Origin of the sequence: Rhodohalobacter sp., assembly GCF_034521535.1 — a bacterium.
In the GTDB taxonomy this organism is placed as follows: domain Bacteria; phylum Bacteroidota; class Rhodothermia; order Balneolales; family Balneolaceae; genus Rhodohalobacter.
The window spans coordinates 165,798-182,882 of record NZ_JAXHMF010000006.1 but is presented as its reverse complement, the minus strand read 5'-3'; the positions used below and the strand labels follow the sequence as shown (position 1 = coordinate 182,882).

Annotated in this window: 12 protein-coding genes and 2 pseudogenes; 8 read left to right on the top strand and 6 right to left on the bottom strand. The window is 41.9% G+C overall.

Going from position 1 to position 17,085, the window contains the following annotated elements; genetic code table 11:
- Positions 1–4: 4 nt before the first annotated feature.
- Entirely contained in the window at positions 5–1,099 is a 1,095-nt protein-coding gene (gene ychF, locus U5K35_RS13125) for a redox-regulated ATPase YchF (protein ID WP_322571946.1), read from the top strand.
- A gap of 38 nt (positions 1,100–1,137) precedes the next feature.
- Here ychF and U5K35_RS13120 read toward each other — a convergent pair whose 3' ends face one another.
- The 5 genes and pseudogenes from U5K35_RS13120 to pckA form a co-directional block, all read right to left on the bottom strand.
- Complete coding sequence (locus U5K35_RS13120; protein WP_322571945.1) at positions 1,138–1,776, bottom strand: SPOR domain-containing protein; 639 nt, start codon at positions 1,774–1,776, stop codon at positions 1,138–1,140.
- A gap of 5 nt (positions 1,777–1,781) precedes the next feature.
- Entirely contained in the window at positions 1,782–2,645 is an 864-nt protein-coding gene (locus tag U5K35_RS13115; protein ID WP_322571944.1) for an aldehyde dehydrogenase family protein, read from the bottom strand.
- A 35-nt stretch (positions 2,646–2,680) separates the two neighbouring features.
- A pseudogene (locus U5K35_RS19785) lies at positions 2,681–4,202 on the bottom strand (aldehyde dehydrogenase family protein).
- 61 nt (positions 4,203–4,263) lie between these two features.
- A complete protein-coding gene (gene deoC, locus U5K35_RS13100) occupies positions 4,264–5,172 on the bottom strand; it encodes a deoxyribose-phosphate aldolase (RefSeq protein ID WP_322571941.1) in 909 nt (302 codons plus the stop codon).
- Positions 5,173–5,339: 167 nt separating this feature from the next.
- On the bottom strand, positions 5,340–6,944 hold the full coding sequence (gene pckA, locus U5K35_RS13095; protein ID WP_322571940.1) for a phosphoenolpyruvate carboxykinase (ATP): 1,605 nt from the start codon (positions 6,942–6,944) through the stop codon (positions 5,340–5,342).
- 280 nt (positions 6,945–7,224) lie between these two features.
- On the opposite strand from pckA, the gene U5K35_RS13090 reads away from it, so the two are divergent.
- The 3 genes and pseudogenes from U5K35_RS13090 to U5K35_RS13080 all read left to right on the top strand — a co-directional run bounded on the left by U5K35_RS13090 (position 7,225) and on the right by U5K35_RS13080 (position 12,910).
- Complete coding sequence (locus tag U5K35_RS13090; protein WP_416221648.1) at positions 7,225–8,082, top strand: carbon-nitrogen hydrolase; 858 nt, start codon at positions 7,225–7,227, stop codon at positions 8,080–8,082.
- Positions 8,083–8,198: 116 nt separating this feature from the next.
- Positions 8,199–10,785 (top strand): annotated as a pseudogene (gene leuS, locus U5K35_RS13085) (leucine--tRNA ligase).
- Positions 10,786–10,891: 106 nt separating this feature from the next.
- Positions 10,892–12,910, top strand: coding sequence for an ATP-dependent helicase (locus U5K35_RS13080; RefSeq protein WP_322571938.1), 2,019 nt, complete (start codon positions 10,892–10,894; stop codon positions 12,908–12,910).
- Here U5K35_RS13080 and U5K35_RS13075 read toward each other — a convergent pair.
- On the bottom strand, positions 12,907–13,140 hold the full coding sequence (locus tag U5K35_RS13075) for a hypothetical protein (RefSeq protein ID WP_322571937.1): 234 nt from the start codon (positions 13,138–13,140) through the stop codon (positions 12,907–12,909). The genes U5K35_RS13080 and U5K35_RS13075 overlap by 4 nt on opposite strands.
- 59 nt (positions 13,141–13,199) lie before the next feature.
- Here U5K35_RS13075 and der point away from each other — a divergent pair, with 59 nt between their 5' ends.
- The 4 genes from der to U5K35_RS13055 all read left to right on the top strand — a co-directional run bounded on the left by der (position 13,200) and on the right by U5K35_RS13055 (position 16,957).
- Positions 13,200–14,510, top strand: a complete 1,311-nt coding sequence (gene der, locus U5K35_RS13070; protein WP_416221642.1) for a ribosome biogenesis GTPase Der — start codon at positions 13,200–13,202, stop codon at positions 14,508–14,510.
- 96 nt (positions 14,511–14,606) lie between these two features.
- Positions 14,607–15,299, top strand: coding sequence for an NADH-quinone oxidoreductase subunit I (locus U5K35_RS13065; protein ID WP_322571936.1), 693 nt, complete (start codon positions 14,607–14,609; stop codon positions 15,297–15,299).
- A gap of 14 nt (positions 15,300–15,313) precedes the next feature.
- The gene (locus tag U5K35_RS13060; RefSeq protein WP_322571935.1) at positions 15,314–15,865 is read left to right on the top strand and encodes a hypothetical protein; all 552 of its coding nucleotides are present in this window, start codon (positions 15,314–15,316) and stop codon (positions 15,863–15,865) included.
- 603 nt (positions 15,866–16,468) lie between these two features.
- The gene (locus U5K35_RS13055; RefSeq protein WP_322571934.1) at positions 16,469–16,957 is read left to right on the top strand and encodes a redoxin domain-containing protein; all 489 of its coding nucleotides are present in this window, start codon (positions 16,469–16,471) and stop codon (positions 16,955–16,957) included.
- Positions 16,958–17,085 lie beyond the last annotated feature (128 nt).

Below are 17,085 nucleotides of genomic sequence, written 5' to 3'. Positions count from 1 at the left end.
ATTTATGAATTTAAAATGTGGTATTGTTGGATTGCCAAACGTCGGTAAATCCACACTTTTTAACGCCCTGAGCAATGCAGGAGCAGAATCAGCGAACTTTCCATTTTGCACAATCGATCCAAATGTAGGTCTGGTTACCGTTCCTGATGAGCGGCTAAACACACTTACAAATCTCATAGACCCAAAAGAAACCGTGCCGGCTACCATTGAGTTTGTAGACATCGCCGGATTGGTTAAAGGTGCATCAGAGGGAAAAGGAAAAGGGAATGCTTTCCTTTCACACATACGTGAAGTGGATTTGCTGGTACACGTTGTTCGATGTTTTGATGATGATGATATCATTCATGTTGAAGGTTCTGTTGACCCCGAGCGCGATATTCACATCATTGAGGATGAGTTGATTCTTAAAGATCTGGAATCGGTTGAGAAACGCCTGGAAAAACTAAAAAAAGAATCCAAAAGCGGTGATAAAAAAATACTAGCCGATCTCGAGGTTATACAAAAACTGGCAGATCATTTAGGTGATGGCAACAGTGCCCGCACATTTGAAGCTGATGCAGAGGAGAGAAAAGCGTATCGTGATCTGTCACTTTTATCCGACAAACCTGTTTTATACGCTTGTAATGTAGCAGAAGATGAATTGAACAGCGGAAACGAGTATGTAGAAACGGTTCGCAAAATTGCCGACAAGTTTGATGACGAGATCGTAACGTTTTGTGCAAAAATTGAAGCGGAAATTGCAGAGCTGGACGAGGAAGAAAAGGAGATGTTTTTGGAGGAACTCGGAGTAGAGTCTGCCGGGCTGGACCGTTTGATTCAGGCCGCTTACAAAAACCTGGGTCTCATAACCTACTTTACTGCAGGGCCAAAAGAAGTTCGTGCCTGGACTATCACAGAGGGTACAAAAGCGCCCCAAGCTGCCGGGGTAATTCATACCGATTTTGAGAAAGGATTTATCCGGGCTGAAACCATCTCATTTGATGACTATGCAGAGTTAAAGTCCGAAAAAGCTGCAAAAGAAGCCGGTAAAATGAGACAGGAAGGCAAGGAGTATACTGTAAAAGACGGTGATGTGATGCTATTCAGATTTAATGTCTAGGCTTGAATAGCACAAATTATTACTCCTGCACAAAATACTTACCGGATATCATTTTCTTGTGCGTTTTGCTCTGATTCAGGATCGACTTCGTTGATAATTTCTCTAAAGCGAAATGTAGTGGTATCTGCCGGTACATTTTGAGGTTCTATTCGATCGTGCACGACCCATGCTTCCGGATATTGCTGCTTAATGAGTCGTGAAAACTCTATCGCTTTCTCCCGATTTTGAAAATCACCGGCTTGTACACGGTAATAAGGCTGACGAAAATGAATGTATGCGTTTGGCTTGTACGCTTCCATAGTTGTATCTGACCAAGCCACGAAATTATCCCGGGTCGTATCAGCATGTATCACATCGCGCGTTGATAGTATTTGAACCCTGTAGCCGGCAAATTGATCGGTTTCTCTTTCTTCAACTGCCACTTCCCTCGTGAAAAGTTCAGGCATATCATGCTGAATAGTAGCAAAGCGATCTGTTAACCGGGTTCTGTTCAGATAAAGTGTACGTTCAAATTCATCCAGCTCCTCAAGGGCAAACTCTTCCAGGGCTTCATCAGAAATTTCAAGGTAAGGAGAGCGTTCTGTGCCGTTACGATCATCGTCTTCTGTTACAGACTCTGTAGTAGAGCAGCTTAACAGAAGTGGAAAAAATAATAAGCTTAGGATCAGTTTTTTCATATTGACTATACGCCGGCCGGATGCCATGTGGTTTTACTTTCCTGAAATTCAAGTATCAGGTATGGATTTTCGTGTTTTTCATCATTCCAGTCTTCAACAGGGTAGTGATGTACGCGTTTCACACTTATAGATGCATTCAGGTCAATAAGTTTCCTTGTTTCCTGATCATCAATAGAATTGAAAACGGCGTTCACGTCCATATGTTTTGTAAGATGGTCAAGCATTTCATCTCTGAAGCCAGTCAGTATGTTTACCACTCCACCGGGAACATCAGATGAGTTTAGTACCTCACCAAAGCTGACAACTACAAGTGGATTAACTTCGGACGCCAACACCACACATGTATTTCCACCTGCTATGACCGGTGCTACCTGTGATACAATAGACAGGAGAGGAGATTCATCCGTACTGATGATCGCAACGACCCCGGTTGGTTCGGGTGATGTGAAGTTAAAGTGCTGGCTTGCCACAGGATTGATTGTTCCGAACACCTGAGGATATTTATCTGTCCAACCGGCATAGTAAACCAATCTGTCAATAGACAAATCCACTTCTTCTTCGGCTGCTTTGGGTTTCATGCCACCCAGTTCAAGTTCGTTAATGAATTGCTCTTTTCTGCCTTCCAGCATTTCAGCAATCCGATAGAGGATTTGTCCGCGGTTGTAACCGGATCGGTTGCTCCAGTCACCAAAAGCAGATCGGGCCGGCAGCATGGCATCACGAACGTCTTTACGGGTACATCGGCAGGCATTGGCAATTACACTGCCGGATGCATCTTTGATGGGATACGTTTTTCCCGATTCACTTCTTGGAAATTTACCGCCCACATATGTTTTGTAGGTTTTTAATACTTCAATTCTATCTGACATGGTGATGAATTAATTAAACTTGAATTTCTTTTCCGTTATTTCAGATTTACATAGGGATAGAGTCCATGCAAGCCACCTTCCCGGCCCATTCCACTCTCTTTATATCCGCCAAATGGAGAAGTAGGATCAAATTTATTGTAGGTATTGGCCCAAACCACTCCGGATCGCATTTTTTGGCTCATCTTAAAAATCTTTGATCCTTTGTCCGTCCAGATTCCACCGGCAAGCCCAAACGGTGTGTTGTTTGCTTTATCGATGGCTTCTTCCGGCGTTCTGAAGGTTTGAATGGTCAATACAGGTCCAAATATCTCTTCCTGGACAATTCGGTTACTCTGGCCCACATCTGTAAACAGGGTCGGTTTGCAGAAGTAACCATTCTCCGGAAGTTCAACGCTACTTTGATGAATGGTAGCACCTTCGTTTACTCCAATTTCAAGATATTCGTTGATCTTATCGTACTGCATTTTAGAGTTGATGGCGCCAATGTCGGTGTTTTTATCAAGCGGATCACCAACAATCAATGTCTCCATTCGCTCTTTTAGTTTTTTGAGAAGTTTGTCTGCAATACCTTCCTGAACCAAAAGCCGTGATCCTGCACAGCATACATGGCCTTGATTGAAGAATATTGAATTTATGATTCCTTCAACGGCCTGATCTATTGGAGCATCTTCAAATACGATATTTGGCCCTTTTCCACCCAGTTCTAAGAGTGAATTTCTTATCTGTACCGGCCAGGGATTTTTGAATAATCTTCCCAACTTCGGTAGAGCCGGTAAAAGCTATTTTATCCACATCAGGATGATCTACAATGGCTGCGCCCGTTTGGCCGGCTCCGGTAACAATATTAACCACACCGTCCGGTAAACCCGCATCCTGACATATTTCCGCAAATTTGAGGGCTGTTAGGGGAGTGGTTTCTGCAGGTTTGAGAACAACGGTATTTCCTGCAGCAAGGGCAGGAGCGATTTTCCAGGATAGCATCAACAGCGGAAAATTCCATGGTATGATTTGTCCGCACACACCGACAGGTTCAGCTTTACGGCCGGGAAACGCGTAATCCAATTTGTCAGCCCAGCCGGCATAGTAGAAAAAGTAAGCTGCTGCTAACGGAACATCCACATCGCGGGATTCACGAATTGGTTTTCCGCCATCCATGGATTCAATAATTGCCAGATCTTTCGCATGCTCCTGCATCATTCTGGCGAGGCGATAGATATATTTTCCTCTCTCTTTACCTGACAGTTTGCTCCATGTTCTGTCATAAGCCTTTCGGGCTGATTTCACCGCAAGGTCAACATCTTCAGAAGTTGCTTCAGTAAATTCTGCCAGGGGCTTTTCGGTAGCCGGGTTGATGGTACTCATCATCCGGCCTTTTTTCCCGGCAACAAACTCTCCATTAATAAACAGATCATACTTTTCTTTCAATTTAATATGATCGCTGCTTTCGGGTGCATCGCTGTAGGACCAAAAAGAATCGAAGTCCAGTTTCAGATCTGAGTTTGGAGAGGTTGGTTTAACTTCTCCGTTTTGCGACTTCTCTTTTGTTGATTGAGCCATAGTGTGAAATTATACTTATATAAAAAATAGATATTCTTAGTAAAGTGTTGTACAGCAGTAGTTAGTCATTAGAAAAGTAGTGCGAACTTTGATACACACCGGTTTCCTGTTTCACAATCTGCATCAAAAGATCGTTCGTTAAGGAGCTGGCACCAAATCTAAACCACTCGGGAGTAAGCCAGGCGGCACCAAGTGTTTCTTTAACCAAAACCAGATATTGTAAAGCCTGTTTCGCCTTCCGGATTCCGCCGGCAGGTTTCATTCCTATCATTTTTCCGGTAGCCTGATAGTAGTCCCGAATAGCTTCCAGCATAACAAGAGTTACGGGCTGTGTTGCAGCGGGTGAAATCTTACCGGTTGAAGTTTTGATGAAATCAGCACCGGCATACATGGCGATGTCGCTGGCTTTTCGGACATTTTCATACGTCTCCAGCTCACCGGTTTCAAGAATTACTTTAAGATGTGCATCACCGCACGCTTCTTTTATGGAAGCAATTTCATCAAAAACGAAATTGTAGTTTCCTTTTAAAAATTCTCCGCGAGAAATTACCATATCAATTTCATCCGCACCGGCATCAACTGCAAATTTTGTGTCCTCCAGCTTTACTTGACGTGATGCCATTCCGCTGGGAAATGCAGTGGCAACGCTGGCAACATTTATTCTCGTTCCTTTCAAAGCATTTTTTGCGGTTTTAACCATGCTTGGATATACACAAACAGCGGCTACAGAGGGTAGATCGGGCATCGGCGCATAAGGTGTTCGGGCCTTGCTGCAAAGTTGGATTACTTTCCCTTCCGAATCTTTTCCTTCAAGAGTGGTAAGATCGATCATGCTCAATGCAAGCTTCAAAGCCTGCATTTTCGACTCTTTTTTGATACTTCTCGTATTTAATCGGCTAACGCGTTCTTCAACACCTACTTTGTCAATCGAGACAGTACTGTTAAAATCCGGCAGTTGTTCTGTTTTCATTCAATTAAATCTCTTATTCAATTTATTTGATGTAAATGTAAGGATATTCAACACTGTCTAAAAGTATTCAATAGAGATATCCTGACGTGTAAGAAAAACATGAAGAAATAAAAAACCCCGGCCTACTTAATGTAAAACCGGGGTTTTGAGTAAATGATTCTGAAAATTTAGATATTCGGTCCGGCGGCAAGGAGGTCCTCACTGGCCTGGTCGCTAAATTTTCTGAAATTCTCTTTAAACATTCCGGCTAACTCAGAAGCTTTCTTGTCATAAGCGTCTTTGTCAGACCATGTCTGTTTTGGTTGAAGTACTTTGTCCGGAACGCCTTCTATGGATGTTGGTACTTGAAGTCCAAAAATCGGTTCAGTGAAAAATTCCTGATCATCCAGATTCCCTTCCAATGCTTCATTCAGCATTTTTCGTGTATGAGAAAGCTTCATTCTGTTACCTACACCGTACATTCCACCGGTCCAGCCGGTATTTACCAGCCATACGTTTGAATTGTGCTTTCTGATCTTTTCAGCAAGCAGTTCAGCATAAACTGTTGGATGCAGAGGCATAAAAGGAGCTCCAAAACATGCCGAAAATGTGGCTTGAGGTTCTGTAACTCCACGCTCAGTTCCTGCAACTTTGGCCGTGTATCCGCTTATAAAGTGATACATAGCCTGTTCCGGGGTAAGTTTTGAAATGGGAGGGAGTACACCGAATGCATCAGCTGTAAGGAAGATTACATTTTTGGGATGACCGCCACGCCCTGTATCACTTGCATTTGGGATGTAGTGAATCGGGTAGGCACACCGCGTATTTTGTGTCAGGCTGTCATCAGTAAAATCGGGGACTCTATTTTTATCCAGAACAACATTTTCTAAAATTGTGCCGGGCATTTGAGTTGTCTGAAAAATCTCGGGTTCATTTTCAGGGGAGAGATTGATGGTCTTAGCGTAGCATCCGCCTTCGATATTAAAGATTCCATCATCACTCCAACCATGTTCGTCGTCACCGATCAATGTTTTACTGGAATCGGCAGACAGTGTGGTTTTACCGGTTCCCGATAATCCAAAAAAGACAGCGGTTTTACCGTCTTTGTCCACATTTGCAGAACAGTGCATTGCCATGACGTTCTTTTTGGGCAAAAGATAATTCATAACGGCAAAAATACCTTTCTTCACTTCACCTGAGTAAAGCGTACCGCCAATAAGAATGATTTTTTTCTCAAAATTGCAGAAAATAAATGTACCGGAACGTGTGCCATCAACTTCAGGGTCTGCCTCAAAATTCGGTGCGGCAAGAACAGTAAACTCGGGTTCATGAGTTTTGAGCTCTTCGTCTGACGGATTGATAAACATGTTGTGAGAAAACAGACCATGGTAGGCAGCCTCACTGACTATGCGCACATTTAGCCTATATTTAGGATCAGCGCCTGCATAAAGATCTTTCACGTACAGTTTTTTACCGTCCAGATAGTCAACCACTTTTTTGTGCAGATTATCAAATACATCTTCAGAAATAGGCTGGTTGATGGGTCCCCAATCGATATCATCATTAACTGATGGCTGTTCAATGAGAAATTTATCTTTTGGTGAGCGGCCTGTATATTTTCCGGTCTGAACCAAAAGAACCATTTTGTCAGTAAGTTTCGCCTCTCCGTTATTCAGTGCTTGCTCATAAAGCTGAGAAGGGTTCAGATTCCACAGTGCTTTATCAGTATTTTTTAGTCCAAGATAATCGAGCCCAATATTGCTTTTCGGCTGATTTTTGTAGTCGATTTTCATTAGTATGCTTTTCTTTAAAGATTTAGTTCTTAGAGAAATCAGTTAGCAGATTGTACCGGCTTTCATCTTTATTAAACCACCCAAAATACCCCGGTGGTGATGAATTGGCAGATTACATGTTATGGTTGACATAAGGTATAGCTTTCCCCTCGTATTTTGAAAAGAAAAGCGCTTTCAAAAGCTATTTACTACAAATGCCGGATTGAACTTAAATGGGTATTACAATCAATTTTCTTACATTCATTTTTAAACAGATCTACAGGTAATTTTTAAATCATTTCTGAGCATCGTGAAATTTTCTGCTATACAAAACAGCTGCAGTACAAACATCGACGAGAATATTGAGAAGGCCGAATTATTGATTAGAAAATCAGCTGAGAATGGGGCTGAGGTTGTTGCCCTTCAGGAGTTGTTTCACACTACCTATTTCTGCCGGGAAATCGATCAGAAATATTTCGACTGGGCTGAGCCGATTCCGGGGCCTGTAACCAAACGATTTAGCAGTCTGGCTGCTGAACTTAAAATCGTTCTTTTACTTCCAATGTTCGAAAAGAAAGCACCCGGTGTATATTTCAATACGATGGTCGTTTTTGAAAAGGATGGAAGCATTTTGGGAACATATCGGAAAATGCACATACCCGACGATCCAGGATTTTTTGAAAAGTTCTACTTCACGCCCGGAGATAAAGGATATAAGGTTTTTGACACCTCAGCGGGTAAAATTGGCACTCTGATCTGCTGGGATCAGTGGTTTCCCGAAGCAGCCCGCCTTGCTGCACTTGACGGAGCCGAGATACTGGTCTATCCAACGGCTATCGGCACGTTGCCTGAAGAGAGCGATGTGGAAAAGAAGGAATTTATGGATGCCTGGCTAACCATTCAGCGAAGTCATGCCATTGCCAACGGATGCTTCGTTGCCGGAATCAATAGGGTAGGAGTGGAATCGGGTACCAGGTTTTGGGGCAACTCATTTGTAGCAGGACCATTCGGACAGATTCTTGCACAGGCGGGAGAAGAGGAAGAAATTCTAAATATAAATCTTGATCTGAAATCCATAGAAAAACAGCGACAAACCTGGCCTTTCTTCAGAGATCGCAGAATTGATTCCTATCAGGATATTCTGAAGCGATTTAAATAATATCACATTCCAATCGTGGCTGAGATAGAGATGACCCTGACCTATTATTTCTTTATCTTTACTAGCTACTGATAAATCGATTTCACTGATCAAATTAACGTAATCATAAAGAATTAATGAGTTCGTACGATCCTTCAAAAGTTGAGACCCGCTGGCAAAAATACTGGCTGGAAAATAAAACGTTTAAAACACCCGAAGATCAAGACAAGCCTAAGTACTATATCCTGGATATGTTTCCGTATCCAAGCGGGTCCGGTTTGCATGTTGGTCACCCTGAAGGATACACGGCTACAGATATTTTAGCTCGATACAAAAGGATGAAGGGGTTCAACGTGTTACACCCGATTGGATGGGATGCTTTTGGACTTCCGGCTGAGCAGTATGCTGTAAAAACGGGCACACATCCGCGAGATACGACCGAGAAGAATATCAACCGGTTCAGAGAGCAGCTTCAAATGCTCGGCTTTTCTTATGACTGGGACCGGGAAGTTAATACCACGGATCCCGATTACTACAAATGGACTCAGTGGATCTTTTTGCAGCTCTACAATAAAGGATTAGCGTACGAAGATGAAGTGCCTGTTAACTGGTGTCCCGAACTCGGAACTGTTCTTGCGAATGAAGAGGTGATTGACGGCAAGAGTGAAGTTGGCGGATATCCGGTGGTTAGAAAACCGATGCGCCAGTGGGTTTTAAAAATAACTGAATATGCAGAGAGGCTGTTGAAAGATCTGGATGATCTTGAATGGCCGGATTCAACCAAAGAGATGCAGCGGAACTGGATAGGGAAATCCATTGGAGCAGAGCTGGATTTTCAGATTAAGGATTACGATGATAAGCTGAGAGTATTCACTACGCGCCCGGATACACTTTTTGGGGCAACTTATATGGTGCTTGCGCCTGAGCATCATCTTGTAAAAGAGATTACAACAAAAGAACAGCGACCCGAAGTTGAGGTATACGTTGAGAAAGCAGGGCATAAGTCCGATCTGGAACGGCAGGAAGTGAAGAATAAAACCGGAGTATTTACCGGAGCCTACGCCATCAATCCTGTGAATGGAAAAGAGATCCCGATTTGGGTAGCTGACTATGTACTGGCACATTATGGAACAGGTGCAATCATGGCGGTACCGGGACAGGATGAAAGAGACTGGGAGTTCGCCGAAAAATTTGATCTGCCAATTGTTCGCACCGTTCAACCGCCTGAGGATTTTGATGGAAAAGCTTACACGGAAGATGGTCCGGCTATCAACAGTGATTTTCTGAATGGCCTTCACATAGCTGAGGCAAAAGAGAAAATCACGGACTGGCTTGAAGAGAATGGAGTTGGAAAGAAAAGTGTGAACTTCAAACTTCGCGACTGGTTATTCTCCCGTCAGCGCTACTGGGGTGAACCGTTTCCCATTATTCATGTGGACGGAGAACCCAAACCGCTTCCTGAATCAGAACTTCCGGTGAACGTTACCCGAAGTTGATGATTTTCAGCCTACTAAATCAGGTGAACCGCCGCTGGCAAGGGCGGAAGAGTGGGTAAAGACTACCGATCCCGAAACAGGTAAAGAAGCTATTCGTGAAACCAACACCATGCCTCAATGGGCGGGTTCATGCTGGTACTACCTTAGATATATCAGTCCTGAATTTGACGGCGGACCGGTGGAAGCAGACGAAGAGAAATACTGGATGCCGGTTGATCTCTATGTCGGCGGAGCGGAACACTCCGTATTACACCTTCTTTATGCACGTTTTTGGCATAAAGTTTTGTTCGACTGCGGTGTGGTAAGTACAGAAGAGCCATTTCAAAAGCTGGTTCACCAGGGGATGATTCTTGGCGAAATGGAGTACACAGCATTTGAAAAAGATGGAAAAATGATCTCTGCTGATGAAGCCGACGGTCTGGAAGATGTTCAGAGAGTTCCTCTTTCAGAAAAAGATGTTGACAAGAAAGGGGATCGTTTTGTAATGAAAGGCACTGAGATTACTGTCGAAGCCAGAGCTCATAAAATGTCCAAATCGCGGGGAAATGTTATCAATCCCGATGATGTGGTTGATCAATATGGAGCTGACTCTCTACGCCTTTATGAGATGTTTATGGGACCGCTTGAGCAGGTTAAACCGTGGAGCACCAAAGGAGTGGAGGGTGTCAATCGCTTTTTGAATCGTTCCTGGAGACTCTTTTTGGGTGACGGTGAGGAAGAAGTGTTGAATGTTACTGAAGGTGAACCCAACAGGGATCAGCTTAAAGTTCTGCATGAGGCAATAAAGAAAGTCACTGAAGATATTGAAAACATGCGGTTTAATACGGCTATATCTGCACTGATGATTTTTGTTAATGAAGCCAATCAGTGGGATTCTGTTCCAAAGGAGATTGCTGAAGACTACATCTTGCTTTTAGCTCCATTTGCTCCGCACGTGGCAGAAGAGCTTTGGAGTAAACTGGGACATCAAGAGACCCTGGCTTATGAAGACTGGCCTAAGCTTAACGAAGAGTATCTGAAGAGTGATACGATAGAGTATCCGGTTCAGATCAACGGTAAAGTTAGAGAGCAGATTAAGGTGCCCGCCGATAAAGCCAAAGACAAAGAGTTTGTAATTGGGCTGGCTAAGCAGCAGGAAAAAGTTCAAAAGTATCTTGATGGACAAACAGTCGTTAAAGAGATTTTTGTGCCGGGCAGGATTATTAATCTTGTTGTAAAACCTTCTTAGATTAGTCAGTCTGGAGTTCTTAAAGCTTCAGGCTGATTTACTCCAATACGATCCATCGGGTGCAAACATATTTTTTACATGTGAATACATTTTGTAGTTTTGAGGCATGAAAAAGTTTGTCCTCTCCAAAGATGATATATCTCCCGCTGACTATACAATTGAGTATGAGAACTTATTAAATAAGGCTCAGTTGGATGCCGTTATGCACGATAATGGCCCGGTTCTTCTTGTAGCCGGAGCAGGTACCGGTAAGACAAGAACGCTTGTTTACCGTGTGGCCAGACTTGTTGAAAGCGGAACGGATCCATCAGAAATACTTCTCTTAACATTTACAAGAAGATCTGCTCATGAAATGCTTCGTCGTGCCAGTCAGATCCTGGATGAGAGGTGCCAAAGGGTAGAGGGCGGAACGTTTCATCACTACTGCAGCAAACTTTTGCATCAGAATGCCGAAAGCTTAGGGTATCCTGAAAATTTTACGATTATTGATGCGGCCGATGCAATGGATGTCATTAACCTGGTCCGAAGCAGGATGGACATTCCCAAGGAGAGAAAAAGATTCCCGAAAAAATCGACTCTTTATTCAATAATCAGCAGTTCTATTAATAAGCAGCGATCTATTAGAGAAACGATTGAAGATGAGTATCCTCAGTTTATTTCACACTTAGAAAAAATTGAAGAGTTAAACTCTAAATATCAGGACTACAAAGAGATAAACTTTGTCATGGACTTTGATGACCTGCTTGTTAAAACCCGGGATCTGCTTCTTAATAATGAGAAGGTGAGAACTCAGATCGCCTCTAAAAACCGGCATGTGATGGTGGATGAATATCAGGACACCAATGCACTGCAGGCTGAATTAACTCAGCTGTTCAGCAGCTATCATAAGAATGTAATGGCTGTTGGTGATGATGCACAGAGTATCTATTCATTTCGGGGTGCCGATCATAAAAATATGATGCGGTTTCCTGATCTTTTTGAAAACACCAGGATTATCAAACTGGAAGAGAACTATCGTTCAACCCAGCGAATACTGGATGTAGCGAACCGTGTGTTAGAAGAAGCCCGCGAAAAGTTTGACAAAAAGCTCTACACAAACAACGAAAAAGGAGATCTGCCGGGTTTGGTCAAAGCGGCTAACATGAATGATCAAAGCCGTTTTTTAACACAGATGATTTTAAACCTTCGGGAGCAGGGATCAGAACTCAATGATATAGCGGTTCTGTTCAGAAACGGCCGGGATTCATTTGATCTGGAGGTAATGCTGAATAAAAAGAATATTCCCTACATCAAATACGGCGGACAAAAGTTCACAGAAGCGGCTCATGTAAAGGATGTGCTTGCGCATTTGCGGGTTTTGCTCAATCCAAAAGATTCAATTTCCTGGAATCGGATCTTAATGCTTATTGACGGTATTGGTCCTAAAACGGCCGAAGATTTATTTTTATGGGCTCATCAAAATGGAGATCCTTTTCGACCGCAAAATGCTCCAAACATTAGTGAACGTTATTTAACACAGCTGAAAGCCTTAGGTGAACTGTTTTCAAAATTAAAACAACTTTCAGGTTCCGTACCGGAACAACTTCAGGCCGTAGTGGACTACTATTCGGTGTTTTGCAAAAAACGGTTTGACGATCACCCGAAACGGATGAAGGATCTGGAAACCTTTGTTGACATATCAGGAACGTATCGGTCTTTGGAAGTCATGATCGAGGAGATTGCTCTGGATCCAATTGAAGCTACAGCAATTGAGACCGAAACTGCACAGAAAGATGAAAGCCCGTTGATTTTGAGCACGATTCATTCAGCAAAGGGACTGGAGTGGCGAACAGTTTTTCTGATTCAATGTCTTGATGGAATCCTGCCATCGGGGTATGCATTGGATGACGAGGATCAGCTTGATGAAGAAGTAAGGCTTCTTTATGTGGCCGTAACGCGCGCTAAGGAAAATCTTTTTATAACCTATCCGGCACTTTTTCAAAGTCGATATGGCGACTATTTTTCCAATCCATCACGTTTCATTGAAAATCTTTCAGATGAACTTATAGAGCCATGGTTGCTTGTTGAGGATAATGAACCTCAGCAAAAACAAATTGAAGGGCAGGGAGGACAATTACAAAATTAAAGTTTCTTCAACTGCTTTCTCTGCTTAATCATGTCCGCAATAAGCCATAGAACGGGATATATCGGTACAAATATAGCCAGTGAAAAGAATATAAATTGTTTGTGTTTTGGCCTTTCTAAAGAGCAGATTCCGGCTACACCGGCCATCCAGAATACAAAGAATAAAAAAGCCAGGAATGAAACGCCCAGCGATCCGACAAAACCAAAATAGTTGTATAAAGTTTCAAGCATTAGCTTACAATAAAAATCATTAACTTTCGCTCTTCTAAAATAAACAATTAATAAAGAATATGAATCCAACAGTATCAATCGTTGGCAGACCCAATGTAGGAAAATCTACGCTATTTAACCGATTAATCGGGAGAAGAAAAGCCATTGTCCATGATGACTATGGAGTTACAAGAGACAGACACTACGGAGAAAGCTACTGGAATGGCAGAAACTTTACTGTTGTAGACACAGGCGGTTATCTTCCAAATGAAGAAGACGTCATCACAGCGGGTATCAGAGAACAGGTTCACATGGCAATGGACGAATCGGACGTGATTCTGTTTGTTGTGGATACTGAAAGCGGGATTAGTTCACTTGACCAATCTGTGGCAAATATGCTTCGTAAACAGGAGAAACCGGTATTTCTCGTCGTCAACAAAGCGGATAACGAGCAAAAAACGATGGAAGCCGTTGAATTTTACAGCCTGGGTTTCGATGAAATTTATCCGGTTTCAGCAATCAGCGGTACAGGTACCGGTGATCTTTTGGATAAAGTGGTGGAAAAATTACCGCCTGAACAAGCTGAGATAGAAGAACCTAAATTTCCAAAAATAGCTTTTGTAGGACGCCCAAACGTTGGGAAAAGCAGTTTGATGAATGCTCTTTTGAAAAGTGACAGGTGCCTTGTAACGGATATTCCCGGAACAACACGCGATTCTATCAACAGTCAGTTAGAGTATCAAGGTAAAAACTACATTATAGTAGATACTGCCGGGCTTCGAAAAAGAGCAAAAGTTAAAGAAAATGTTGAATTCTACAGTACAGTTCGAACGAACAGGGCAATTAAAGAAGCGGATGTAGTTATTTTAATGCTCGATGCAAACCAGGGATTTGATGATCAGGATAAACGCATTTTGCGAGAGGCTGAAAATTTCAATAAGGGAATTGTCATCGCGCTCAATAAATGGGATACCGTACCGGATAAAAACACAAATCTTTTAAAAGAGTTTCACACATATATCTACGGCAAAGTGCCGACGTTGAAGTATGTGCCAATCATTTCTATATCCGCTCTTACCGGCCAGCGAATAGAAAAAGTAATCTCTACGGCTGAAAAAGTCATTCAGGAAAGGAGGAAAGAGATATCAACTCCGGAACTGAACGACTTTATAGGCAATATGTTGAAGGAGAGGGCACTACCGGTGAAGCGCGGACGAAAACTTAAAATACAGTATGCGGTTCAGGTTAAAAGCAATCCGCCCGTATTTAAATTTTTTATGAACAACCCTCAGGAATTACCGCCCAATTATCGGCGTTTTATTGAGAGTAAATTACGTGAAGAGTATGGGTTTGAAGGAGTACCGATTACAATGGTATTTCGTCAAAAATAACTCTTATATTTATGGAATTATCTTTGAACCCGATAGTTTAAAGGCTTATTTTCATTTCAAAATCAGTATCAGAAATCTTTTCAAACGCGCATCAGAATGCAAAAAAATCTTGATAAACCGGCTGCGAACCCAATAAGCGAAGATTTTCAGCGGGAACGTAAACTGTCGTTTCTGGAAAAACTCTACATTCCTGAAATTTTAAAAGGGATGAAGTATTCCTTTAAGCAAATGTTTGCACCCACATTTACGATGAATTATCCGGAAGAGAAATGGGATCCGCCTGCATCCTTTCGCGGACGTCCGGTTTTGGTTGAAGACAACGGCAAAGAACGTTGTGTTGCCTGCGGGCTTTGCGCACGGGCTTGCCCGCCACTTGCTATCAGTATGCAGGCAAATGAAGATTCTGATGATCCAAAGGAGCGATATCCCAACTTTTTTGAGATCAATATGCTTCGATGCATCTATTGCGGATATTGCGAAGAAGTTTGTCCTGAGGAAGCGATTGTGATGAGTAAAGACTACGATATCGTTTTTGAGTCGCGTGAAGATGCGATTTACGACAAGGAAAGACTGTTGGTAGCAAAAGAAGACCTTTCTGATCGCCTGGAGTTTTTAAGAGAATATAAAAACAGACAGTTTGGCCAATTCTGGGATTTTCAGGAAGAAAATAACATTCACTCTGTAAGAGATCGGGACACCGATTGGAATACAGGCCTTTCTCTGGTTGATATGCTAGAACAGCAAAAGAAAAATGATGCTACGGAAGCATCTAAACACTGGTCTGTTTAGATCGGTAGCTTATTATGATGACTGATCAGGAAGTTACTCAGGAACAGTACGAACAGTTGATGGATGATGTGAGTTATCTCGGAGATGAAGCCGAGGCTCTGCAGTATGTCATAGACAGAGTGCCACATTCCGAAGACCCACCTGAAGGGATGTCGATCTATTCCACTCTAAAGTTAATCGACCACGCCCAGATAAATTATTATCGACCCATTATAGAGCAAATCTTTGCAGAGAACCACCTTCTTGATCTATCTGAGTTTAAAGAGTACAAGGAAACCTTCGAAATTGAAGAGAGTGAAAAAGATATACAAAAAGCTCTAAGGAAAATTTCGAAGCATCGTGCTGCGCTCCTCAATGTGCTAAAAAATATACCTCTAATCGACTGGGAGAGAGGGGTTAAAAATCAATCAGGCCGAATAATCACACTTTATGATTTTGTGCAAGGTATGGTCCGGCAAGAGAGAAAACATCTTAAAGAGATAACTGATCTGATTCTGATATATCAGAACGAAAAGATGGCACAAAAAGAGATCAACGCAAAAGCTAGAAATCGTCAAAATAACTGATATGAATGATTTGGAGTGAAATACTAATCATTTTAATATCCGCTCTTGGCGCTACATATATTTTTATTGCCCTGGAGAGCAAACATCAGGATGTTAAATACATCAGCCTTTTCGCATTAATCTCGATTATCTTTTACCAGGTTAATAAATTTTTAGACTACAGTAATTCATGGTTGGTGTCGGAAGTTCTTTCACTTTCAATTTTCTCTATAGTATTGATCATTCTGCTGATAACAAATAGAAAATTGAAGCCTGAATTTGCCCGATATCCTTATATAATCACGTTTTTTCCCATCTTAATCCCAATTTTGTACCCATTGATTTCAGGTAATGAGTCCATAATTGAGTTGGTTCTTCAATTAATTCAAATAGCGGCTGTCCTTTCTATGGTATTTCTTTTAATGAGTCATTTTGAAGAAAAACGAAACTTACTTCTCACATCATTGGCAGTAACTTTGTTAACTGCGTCCGGAATACTTTTTTGGATAGAGGAACTGAATTATATAGGGTTTTGGTTATGGCAAACATTAGCCGCCATAGGTGTAGGTTTGCTAAGCTTTTCGCTAACTAAATTTTATAATTCAAACTCGAGTATTAAAAGATATGGCCATTTCTAAAGGGGACATAGTACAGAACTTTTCACTCCAAAACACAAATGGGGAACAAGAGAGTCTGAGAGATCTAACAAAAAATGGTAAAGCAGTGCTATTATTTTTTCCTCTGGCTTTTTCCAGTACATGTACTGAAGAGTTGTGTGTGACCAGGGATAATATGAAGCTCTATAACTCGCTAAAGGCAAATGTTGTCGGTATAAGTGTGGACAGTTTCTTTGTACTCAAAGAGTTTAAAAAAGCAAACAATCTGAACTTTACGCTATTGAGTGATTTCAATAGAGAGGTCTCCGAGCAGTTTGATATTATATATGATGACTTTTACGGTTTGAAAGGCGTTCCAAAGAGAGCTGCATTTGTGATTGATGAAAATCTAAAAGTAGAATATGCTGAAGTTTTGGAAGATGCGAGCAATCTGCCGGACTTTAGAGCTATTCAAAAAGTCTTATCTAAATCTGATGAAGTTGCTGAAACCAAATAGCATATAAGTCAGAGCAAACGAGGGGAGTGATATTGTTAAATGATTATTGAGTGCATATTAATAAAATATCTTAGCTTTACATAATATATATTATACGAATTATTATATATCATTATATTGATCCTGTT